The sequence below is a fragment of the Thauera sp. WH-2 genome (genome assembly GCF_048321015.1).
Lineage (GTDB): Bacteria > Pseudomonadota > Gammaproteobacteria > Burkholderiales > Rhodocyclaceae > Thauera.
Genome location: NZ_JBLWFG010000009.1, coordinates 120,211 through 129,392 on the forward strand (window position 1 = coordinate 120,211; position 9,182 = coordinate 129,392).

General features: G+C 65.4%; 9 protein-coding genes and 1 tRNA gene. 9 read left to right on the forward strand and 1 reads right to left on the reverse strand.

The features are described 5' to 3' along the window. Nucleotides 1-209 precede the first annotated feature (209 nt). From ACNKW1_RS14080 to pth, 7 genes are all read left to right on the forward strand, one after another. A complete protein-coding gene (locus ACNKW1_RS14080; RefSeq protein ID WP_418365226.1) occupies nucleotides 210-1,925 on the forward strand; it encodes a tetratricopeptide repeat protein in 1,716 nt (571 codons plus the stop codon). Continuing rightward, a complete protein-coding gene (lolB, locus tag ACNKW1_RS14085; RefSeq protein WP_418365227.1) occupies nucleotides 1,922-2,530 on the forward strand; it encodes a lipoprotein insertase outer membrane protein LolB in 609 nt (202 codons plus the stop codon). Before ACNKW1_RS14080 ends, lolB begins: the two co-directional genes overlap by 4 nt. Continuing rightward, complete coding sequence (gene ispE, locus ACNKW1_RS14090) at nucleotides 2,512-3,396, forward strand: 4-(cytidine 5'-diphospho)-2-C-methyl-D-erythritol kinase (protein ID WP_418365240.1); 885 nt, start codon at nucleotides 2,512-2,514, stop codon at nucleotides 3,394-3,396. Before lolB ends, ispE begins: the two co-directional genes overlap by 19 nt. A 45-nt stretch (nucleotides 3,397-3,441) precedes the next feature. Further along, nucleotides 3,442-3,518: transfer RNA gene (locus ACNKW1_RS14095), tRNA-Gln, on the forward strand. 92 nt (nucleotides 3,519-3,610) lie between these two features. Further along, nucleotides 3,611-4,561 carry a ribose-phosphate pyrophosphokinase gene (locus ACNKW1_RS14100; protein ID WP_002931055.1) on the forward strand — a complete coding sequence of 317 codons (951 nt, stop codon included), beginning with the start codon at nucleotides 3,611-3,613 and terminating at the stop codon, nucleotides 4,559-4,561. Nucleotides 4,562-4,651: 90 nt separating this feature from the next. Then, a complete protein-coding gene (locus tag ACNKW1_RS14105) occupies nucleotides 4,652-5,257 on the forward strand; it encodes a 50S ribosomal protein L25/general stress protein Ctc (RefSeq protein WP_418365228.1) in 606 nt (201 codons plus the stop codon). 42 nt (nucleotides 5,258-5,299) lie between these two features. Further along, nucleotides 5,300-5,977 carry an aminoacyl-tRNA hydrolase gene (gene pth / locus ACNKW1_RS14110; protein ID WP_418365229.1) on the forward strand — a complete coding sequence of 226 codons (678 nt, stop codon included), beginning with the start codon at nucleotides 5,300-5,302 and terminating at the stop codon, nucleotides 5,975-5,977. Nucleotides 5,978-6,001: 24 nt separating this feature from the next. Here the strand turns inward: pth and ACNKW1_RS14115 are convergent, their stop codons facing one another. Continuing rightward, nucleotides 6,002-6,919, reverse strand: a complete 918-nt coding sequence (locus ACNKW1_RS14115; protein WP_418365230.1) for an ATP adenylyltransferase family protein — start codon at nucleotides 6,917-6,919, stop codon at nucleotides 6,002-6,004. A 253-nt stretch (nucleotides 6,920-7,172) separates the two neighbouring features. On the opposite strand from ACNKW1_RS14115, the gene ychF reads away from it, so the two are divergent. Both ychF and ACNKW1_RS14125 read left to right on the forward strand, forming a co-directional pair. Continuing rightward, nucleotides 7,173-8,264 (forward strand): redox-regulated ATPase YchF, encoded by a 1,092-nt coding sequence (gene ychF, locus ACNKW1_RS14120; RefSeq protein WP_418365231.1) that lies wholly within the window; start codon nucleotides 7,173-7,175, stop codon nucleotides 8,262-8,264. Nucleotides 8,265-8,460: 196 nt separating this feature from the next. Beyond that, nucleotides 8,461-9,168, forward strand: coding sequence for a tyrosine-type recombinase/integrase (locus ACNKW1_RS14125; protein ID WP_418365232.1), 708 nt, complete (start codon nucleotides 8,461-8,463; stop codon nucleotides 9,166-9,168). Nucleotides 9,169-9,182: the final 14 nt, after the last annotated feature.

Consider the following 9,182-nt stretch of genomic DNA (forward strand, 5'->3'; position numbering starts at 1 on the left):
GCACGCCGAAACGACAGCGGAGCGGGCACCGGCACAACAGACAGCGAAGCTGCGTTGCCGACGGGTTGCAGCCATGGCATCGATCTGCATACCATGGTGCGAAACGAATTCTAGTCGAGCCGCTCCAAGGCAGGACAGCGCCGCGCCGCGGACGCTTCTCCAGCCTGCGGCTCAGCCGCAACCCCCACACGTCGTGCGGACCCCTTTTCATGAAGATTCAGCTTTCCCGCCTCGCCCGCTCGGTCTGCCTCGCTCTGGCACTGAGCACCAGCGGCAGCGCCCTTGCCGCCAATGGCGATCCGATCGGCGGCCCCCTGCCCGCGCAGGAACTTACCCCGCGTACGCTCTACCATTTCCTGCTCGCCGAGATCGCCGGCTCACGCGGCCAGATCGGGCTGTCGGCCCAGCTCTATCTTGATCTCGCACGCAGCACGCGCGATCCGCGCATCGCCCGCCGTGCGACCGAGATCGCCATGTACGCACGCAACCTGCAGATGGCGCGCACCGCGGCAGGCATCTGGGCGGAAGTCGCCCCCGAGTCGGAAGAAGCACGGCGCGTGCTCGCAAGCATGGAGGGCCGCGAACACGGTGACAGCGTCAACCTCGACGCCGTGCAGATCCAGCTCGCACGCGTGCTGGCGCAGTCGAGCGAACGCCTGCCGCAGAACCTGCTCGGCCTGAATCGTGCATTGGCCCGCGTCCCGGACAGGCAGGCCGTACGAAGCATCGTTCAGCGGCTGACCGAGCCCTACCTCGACGCTCCGGAAGCACACATCGCTCGCGCCCAGGCCGCCCTGGGCGCGCAGGACGCCATGGGCGCGCTGGCGGGAGTCGAGCGTGCGCTCGAGCTGCGCACTGGCTGGCCTCCTGCGGTGCTGATGAAGGCACAGATCCTGCAGCAGGCTGGCGCACAGGACGAGGCCCTGGCCCACTTGCAGAAGGCTGTGACGGACGCCCCCGACGACCGCGAGCTGCGCCTGGCATGGGCGCGAAGCCTAGTGTCGGCTCAGCGCTACGTGGAGGCGCGCGATGAGTTCCGCAGCCTGCTCACGGGCACGCCGGGAGACGCCGAACTGCTCTATGCGGTGGCTCTGCTGGCCGTGCAACTGGGAGACCCCGCCGACGCCGAGATCCACTTTGCCCGCGCGCTCGCAGCCGACTATCCGCGTCCGGACCTGGTTCGCCTGCACATGGGCCAGATCTCCGCCGACCGGGGCGACGGGGAAGCCGCACGCAAGTGGTTCGACGAGATCAGCGACCTCGACCTGCGCCCCGAAGCTACCATCCGCAGCGCGCTCAGCCTGGCCCGTGAGGAGCGGATCGACGAAGCCCGCGCCCGGCTTCAGGGCGAAGATGACGAACCCGAGATCCTGCGCCGCTATGTGCTCACCGAAGTGCAGATCCTGCGCGATGCCGACCGCAGCGGTGAAGCGCTGCTCGTCATCAATGAAGCCCTGCGCGAAACGCCCGACGACACCGGCCTGCTCTACGAAGCCGCGATGCTGTCCGAGCGACTGGACCGCCTCGACCTGATGGAGTCGCGCCTGCGCCGCGTCATCGAACTCGACCCGGAACACGCACACGCCTACAACGCGCTCGGCTATTCGCTCGCGGACCGCAGCTTGCGCCTCGAGGAGGCCGAAACCCTGATCGTGCGTGCGCTCGAGCTGCTCCCCGACGACCCCTTCATCCTCGACAGCCTGGGCTGGGTGCGCTTCCGGCGCGGTGACACGCCGGGCGCCCTGAGCCACCTTGAGCGCGCATACGGCATCCGCCAGGATGCCGAGATTGCCGCTCACCTTGGCGAGGTCCTGTGGTCGGCGGATCGCCGAGAGGACGCGCGGCGCATCTTCGCCGAAGCACTCATCGCGCACCCGGAAAACCGCGTACTGCGGGAAACCATGGACCGCCTGGGGGCGCAATGACGCTGCAAGTCCCCCGCAACGGGGCCGCCACAGTGCCGGTGCGCACGATCGCCGCCATGGCCGCGCTGGCGCTGCTGTCGGCCTGCGCCCCGCTCGAGATACGTGAAGGCATCACCGTAGCCGCGCGCGCTGCAGCCCCGGCCTTCCTCCTCGAGGGCCGGATTTCGGCCACCGATGGCCGGCAAGCTGCAAATGGCGGCGTGGCTTGGCAGCACACCGCACTGACGGACCACCTCACCTTGTTCAGCCCCCTGGGCCAGATCATCGCGCGCCTGGAGAGCAGCGCCGACAGCGCGACTCTCACGCGGGCGGACGGCACACAGCACACCGCCCCAGACGCCAACGCCCTGCTGCCCGAGCTTCTCGGCATCGAACTGCCCGTAGCACGCCTCGCAAGCTGGGTGCAGGGCGCCCCCGGAGCGTTCGCCGAGGTGCGCGCGCACGACGCGGCCGGCCGCCCGCTGCTGGTCATCGACCAAGGCTGGCGCATCGACTACCCTGGCTATGCGGACGAAGGTCCGCAGGCGCTGCCCGCACGGATCGACATCTCGCGCGGAGAAACGCGCCTGCGCCTGGTCATCGATTACTGGACGCTTCCGCAGTGAACGCCACACCCCCCGACATCCAGGCACCCTACCGCCTGCTCGGCTGCCCTGCGCCAGCGAAACTGAACCTATTCCTCCACGTCGTCGGCAGGCGCGCAGATGGCTACCACCTGCTGCAGACCGCATTCCGGCTGCTGGACTGGGGGGATACGCTCGACTTCACGCAACGCGCGGACGGAAACATCGTCCGTGTCACTGAAGTGGCGGGCGTTCCTGCCGAGCAGGATCTGGTCGTGCGCGCGGCGCGCCTGTTGCAGCAGCACACGGGCTGCACGCTCGGCGCAGACATCGCGCTGCACAAAGCGCTGCCCATGGGCGGCGGCATCGGCGGCGGCAGTTCTGACGCGGCCACGACGCTGATCGCACTCAACCGCCTGTGGAACACTGGCCTGAGCCGGGCACGCCTGCAAACGCTCGCCCTGCAACTGGGCGCCGATGTGCCGATGTTCGTGTTTGGCCGCGACGCATTTGCCGAGGGAGTGGGTGAGGTCCTGCAGCCGCTGGAACTGCCGCCCGCCTGGTACGTGATCCTGTCGCCCGGAGTCCAGGTGCCGACGGCGGAAATTTTTTCTTCCCGGGACTTGACGAGGAATACCACTCCCATCAGAATGGCCGACTTCGCAGCAAGCACTACCCGGAACGACCTGCAGCCTGTGGCCTGCAGCCATTACCCGGAAGTGCGCAAGGCGATCGACTGGCTGGCAGCCAAAGCGCCGGCCAGAATGACAGGCTCGGGTGCCTGCGTGTTTGCAGAGGTCGACTCCGAACAGGAAGCCGACCGCATCACGAAACTTTGCCCGCCAGCGTGGAGCGCTTGGAAGGCGAAAAGTCTGACTCGCCATCCGCTTTACGGTTGGCTACAATAGTGCCCGCTTCGTCAGCAGATCGTTTTTGCAGGCGAAAAGGTTTCTTGGGGAGTCGCCAAGTCGGTTAAGGCACCGGATTTTGATTCCGGCATTCGAGGGTTCGAATCCTTCCTCCCCAGCCAGATGACGACGGGCAGGCCATGAGCCTGCCCGAGTCGTTTCTGCGCGACGGCTTTTATTCGCGCGTCGTTTTAACGGCTTCGGAGTAGCTGAAATGCCCCACGGCAGCCTGATGGTCTTCACCGGCAACGCCAACCCCAAGCTTGGCGCCGATGTGACGCGACGTCTGGGTATCTCCCTCGGTTCGGCCACCGTCGGCCGCTTTTCGGACGGTGAAGTCAACGTCGAACTGCTCGAGAACGTGCGCGGCAAGGACGTCTTCGTCCTGCAGCCCACCTGTTCCCCGACCAACGACAACCTGATGGAGTTGCTGGTGCTGGTCGACGCGCTGAAACGCGCTTCCGCGGGCCGCATCACCGCAGCCATCCCCTACTTCGGCTACGCCCGCCAGGACCGCCGCCCGCGTTCGGCTCGCGTGCCCATCACGGCCAAGGTCGTCGCCAACATGCTGCAGGCAGTGGGCGTCCAGCGCCTGCTGACGATGGACCTGCACGCCGACCAGATCCAGGGCTTCTTCGACATCGCGGTCGACAACGTCTATGCCGCACCGGTGCTGCTCGCCGACCTCGACAAGCAGAAATACGACGATCTGCTCGTCGTTTCGCCCGACGTCGGCGGCGTGGTGCGCGCGCGCGCCTTTGCCAAGCGCATGGAGTGCGACCTGGCGATCATCGACAAGCGCCGCCCCAAGGCCAACGTGTCCGAAGTGATGAACATCATCGGTGAGGTCGAAGGCCGCACCTGCGTGATCATGGACGACATCGTCGACACCGCGGGCACGCTGTGCAAGGCGGCTGCAGCGCTCAAGGAGCATGGCGCCAAGCGCGTGCTGTCCTACTGCACGCACGCCGTGCTGTCAGGCGCTGCCGTGTCGCGCATCAACGATTCGGCGCTCGACGAACTCGTCGTCACGGACACCATCCCGCTGCGCGAAGACGCCAAGGCCTGCAACCGCATCCGCCAGGTCTCGGTGGCTTCGCTGCTCGCAGACACCATCCTGCGCATCAGCAACGAGGAGTCGGTTTCCTCGCTGTTCATGGAATAAGTATTTTGCCCGTCCGGCCTTGCGCCGGATGGGCTCTCACCGTCCTCGCCTGGTCGCGGGCTGGGACACTCATCACTCAGGAGCAACACAATGCAGATCGAATTCAAGGCCACCAAGCGTGACGCTCAAGGTACGGGTGCGAGCCGCCGCCTTCGTCGCGCAGGCCAGCTGCCGGGCATCATCTACGGCGGTGCGGGCGAAGTCAGCCTGATCACCATGGATCACAACGAGCTCTACCACCTGCTGCGCAAGGAAGCCTTCCACGCCTCCGTGCTCTCGATCGACGTCGAAGGCAAGAAGGAATCGGTGGTGCTGCGCGACTCCCAATGGCACCCGTTCAAGCAGCAAGTGCTGCACCTGGACTTCCAGCGCATTGCCGCCGGCGAGAAGATGCACCTGAAGGTGCCGCTGCACTTCTCCGGCGACGACGTCAGCCCTGCCGTCAAGCTCGGCGGCTGCATGATCTCCCACGTGATCAACGAAATCGACGTCCAGTGCCTGCCGAAGGATCTGCCCGAGTTCGTCACGGTCGACCTGTCGGCACTTGAAGCTGGTGCATCGGTGCACCTGTCGCAGGTCAAGCTGCCCGCCGGCGTCGAGCTGGTGCAGCACGGCGAAGGCGACCCTGTCGTGGCGACCGCCCTGGTGGTCAAGGGCGCTGCTGCTGAGGGCGAAGCCGAAGGCGAGCAGGCCTGAGCCTATCCGTCGCGCTGACCCGGATCACCGAGACCGACCCCGATGAGCAACGCGTTCGCACGCCCGCCTCGTCTGATCGTTGGCCTCGGCAACCCGGGTGCCGAATACTCCGAAACCCGGCACAACGCCGGGTTTTGGTTTTGTGAGCGACTCGCCGACAAACTCGGCACACGCTTCTCGCACGAATCCCGTTTCCACGGCTTGGTCGCCAACGCACGCGAAGCTGGTATGTGGCTGCTGATGCCGCAGACCTTCATGAACCGCTCCGGTCAGGCCGTCGGCGCGCTCGCGCGCTTCTACCGCATCGAACCGGCCGAAATCCTCGTCGTACACGACGAACTCGACATTCCCCCCGGCCAGTTGCGCCTCAAGTTCGGCGGCGGCCTCGGCGGCCACAACGGTCTGAAGGACACCTCCGCCCACCTCGGCACGAATGACTACTGGCGCCTGCGCATCGGTATCGGCCATCCGGGCGACCGCAACGAGGTGGTCAACTTCGTGCTCAAGCCCGCGCGACGCGAAGAGCAAGGGCAGATCGACGAAGCGATTGCCAAGGCGCTCGCCCTGTGGCCGCAGATCATGCGTGGAGAGCTCAACGCCGCGGCAACCAGGCTGAACGTCCGCCCCGCAGCACCCAAGCCGCCCAAACCATCTCAAGCACCGAAGCCCACCAAGGCACCCGACTCGCCAGCCGCGGACAATACCGGCGCCGACAACTGAGCGCCTGCGCCGACCCCTGCCCGCTCAGTACCCGACCGCCGCCAGCGCGCGCAGCGGTCCGACACGACGGATCGACTCGATCTGCTCCGGCTGACGTGTGTACAGTGTTCCGCCAAAGCACACCGCGCTCATCGAGATGCCCTCGAAGTGCTCCTGACTGCGGGGCAGCATCAGCAACCAGCCATCGGATACCAGCAGATTACAGGCTGGAAGCAGCCCATCCACGCCAGGCTCCAGGTCAAGCGCCCTGCATGCGCGAACGTAGGCCGCATGCATGCTCGCCGCAGCCTCGTGTGCCACCTCACCCTGACCGCAGCGCACGCGCACGAAGCTGTGCTTCATCGGCAGCGCAGGATGTACCGCAACGTCCTGTTCCACGACCGAATCAGGCAGCCCTGCCGCAAAGAGGCGCAGGTTCGCATTGCCTTCAGCAGGCGGCATCCACTGCACATGCTTGTGGCGCTGGCTGGCGCCAGCGGCCGTGCCCCCGTTGTAGAGGCCGATCCCGCCCGCCTCGGCCATGATTTCGGCAAGCGCGGCAAAGTCGCTGCGCGTCAGCGGCAGCAACTGCTCTTCGAACGTCCGTCGCGCCAGCACCAGATGCCCTTCGCAGAGCGGAAACTTGTTCAGGATTGCCACATGCGCATCACCTACCGGGCCAACCGTGAGTTCGGGGTCCGGGTTCAGGAAGGGGTTGAAGTTCGGATCGCGCGGCCCGCCCGGGATCGCAACCTCCTCTCCGCCCCGGCCCGCCTCTCTTTCCCCCGCAGCCAGCGGACGCTTGGTCGCATCCTTGGCTGCCAGCGAGGACACCCAGCGCACGATGAAGCGCATGCCAGCATCCTCGAGTTCAATCTGCTCGGCCTGTACCGGCTGCAACGCACCCGATGCCAGCGCGCTCCTGCTGCGCGCATCGATGGCCGCGATCCACTTGCTTGTCATCCGGTCCGTCTCCTGTTCGTTATTGGGCAAATGTAGGAGGCCCCATTGTAGGCCGGAACCACACCTGAGACCCCCAGGGCCGACACGCAACGGCAATCCGCTCGGCGGTGCAGAGCCTGTTTGGCGCCCCCGGGCGGGCACACCCTTTGGAGGCGCACACTGCGTCACGGTACAATCCCGGGTTTCCCCACACCGGATCAAGGGCGTAGCCCAAGACAAGGCTGCACGCGCACCGGAACGATCAAGGATTCACATGAGCCTGAAATGCGGAATCGTCGGCCTGCCCAATGTTGGCAAGTCGACCCTCTTCAATGCGCTGACCAAGGCCGGCATCCAGGCCGAGAACTACCCCTTCTGCACCATCGAGCCCAACGTCGGCATCGTCGAGGTGCCCGATCCGCGCCTTGCCGCGCTGTCCGAGATCGTCAAGCCGCAGAAGATCCAGCCCGCCATCGTCGAGTTCGTTGACATCGCCGGCCTGGTCGCAGGCGCCTCCAAGGGTGAAGGGCTGGGCAACCAGTTCCTCGCCAACATCCGCGAGACCGACGCCATCGTGCATGTCGTGCGCTGCTTCGCCGACGACAACGTGATCCACGTGTCGGGGAGCGTCGATCCGATCCGCGACATCGAGGTCATCGACACCGAGCTCGCGCTCGCCGACATGGCCACGGTAGAGAAGGCGCTCAACCGCTACAAGCGCCCCGCCGCTTCCGGCGACAAGGAAGCCAAGATCCTCGTCGCAGTGCTCGAGAAGTGCTTCGCCCAGCTCGACCAAGGCAAGGCCGTGCGCGCGCTCGACCTGTCGAAGGAAGAATGGGCCAGCCTCAAGCCCTTCTGCCTGATCACCGCCAAGCCGGTGCTCTACGCCGCCAACGTCGCCGAGGACGGCTTCGAGAACAACCCGCACCTGGACGCCGTGCGCGCCCATGCCGCCACCGAAGGCGCCGAAGTGGTCGCGCTGTGCGCGGCGATCGAGGCCGAGATCGCAGACCTCGAGGACGCCGACAAGAAGGAGTTCCTCGAGACCATGGGCCTGGAAGAGCCCGGCCTCGACCGTCTGATCCGCGCCGGCTACAAGCTGCTCGGTCTGCAGACCTACTTCACCGCTGGGGTGAAGGAAGTGCGCGCATGGACCATCCACGTCGGCGACACCGCACCGCAGGCCGCCGGCGTCATCCACACCGACTTCGAACGTGGCTTCATCCGCGCCCAGACCATCGCCTTCGACGACTTCATCCAGTACAAGGGCGAGGCCGGCGCCAAGGAAGCGGGCAAGATGCGCGCGGAGGGCAAGGAGTACGTGGTCAAGGACGGCGACGTGCTCAACTTTCTGTTCAACGTCTGACGATTTTTGCTGGATCTCTGTGGCGCTCAGTAGCGCTTGGTGGACAGGTTGGTCCATTTGAAATCAATGGGTTGCGTAAACAATACAGTCTGCTGAGCGTTCCTATTGTTCATCGAGGTCTGGAAAATTCGGGGGTAGCGTTGGGGGTACTCGTGTTCAACCGTGGGGGTACTTTTCCCCGCAGTGGAGTCCAACGATGCCCGAAAACCTACTCACCGACCTCAAGGTCAGGTCGGCCAAATCGACTGATCGAGACTGGAAACTTTCAGACGGCGGGGGCTTGTTCCTGCTGGTCAAGCCTACTGGCGGCAAGCTCTGGCGGTGGAAGTACCGCCTGCAAGGCAAGGAGAACCTCTTTGCCATTGGCGGCTTTCCTCAAGTAAGCCTTGCGGATGCACGTGCGGCCCGAGAGAAGGCGCGTGCCCTGGTCAAGCAAGGCATTCATCCTGCGCATGAGCGGCAGCAGGTCAAGCGGCGCAACCTCGAAGCGCTGGAAGAACGCAAGCGCGCTCGTGAAAGCTCGTTCGCCAAGGTGGCGAAAGCGTACCTGGCGGAGATCAAGCCAGTCTTTGCGCTCAGTTCCTACCGCACGAAAGAATCCCGCATCAGGAAGTACCTGTCGCCCAAGTTCGATGGGATGCCAATGAGCGACATTGGCGTGAAGCAGATTCGCCCGCTGCTGGAGGAGTGCAAGTTACACGGTGCGTGGGCGGCCATTCACGTCAAAGGCGATCTTGCGGCCATCTTCGAGTTCGCGGTGGTGCGGGGTCTGGTCGAGGCCAATCCTATTCCCAGTCTTCGCGGGCTGCTGCGCGTGCCGTTCAGCGAGAGCAAGGCCGCGATGACGCGAGAGCAAAGTAAGCGCTCCACGAACCCCATCTTCCCCGGGCTCGCTACGCCGTGATCAACTGCTCAGCC

Bases quoted from the DNA above. Each gene is read 5' to 3' on its own strand.
- ACNKW1_RS14100 (WP_002931055.1), top strand. From the start codon at position 3,611: ATGCCCCACGGCAGCCTGATGGTCTTCACCGGCAACGCCAACCCCAAG.
- ACNKW1_RS14080 (WP_418365226.1), top strand. From the start codon at position 210: ATGAAGATTCAGCTTTCCCGCCTCGCCCGCTCGGTCTGCCTCGCTCTG.
- ACNKW1_RS14125 (WP_418365232.1), top strand. From the start codon at position 8,461: ATGCCCGAAAACCTACTCACCGACCTCAAGGTCAGGTCGGCCAAATCG.
- lolB (WP_418365227.1), top strand. From the start codon at position 1,922: ATGACGCTGCAAGTCCCCCGCAACGGGGCCGCCACAGTGCCGGTGCGC.
- ychF (WP_418365231.1), top strand. From the start codon at position 7,173: ATGAGCCTGAAATGCGGAATCGTCGGCCTGCCCAATGTTGGCAAGTCG.
- ACNKW1_RS14115 (WP_418365230.1), bottom strand. From the start codon at position 6,919: ATGACAAGCAAGTGGATCGCGGCCATCGATGCGCGCAGCAGGAGCGCG.
- pth (WP_418365229.1), top strand. From the start codon at position 5,300: ATGAGCAACGCGTTCGCACGCCCGCCTCGTCTGATCGTTGGCCTCGGC.
- ACNKW1_RS14105 (WP_418365228.1), top strand. From the start codon at position 4,652: ATGCAGATCGAATTCAAGGCCACCAAGCGTGACGCTCAAGGTACGGGT.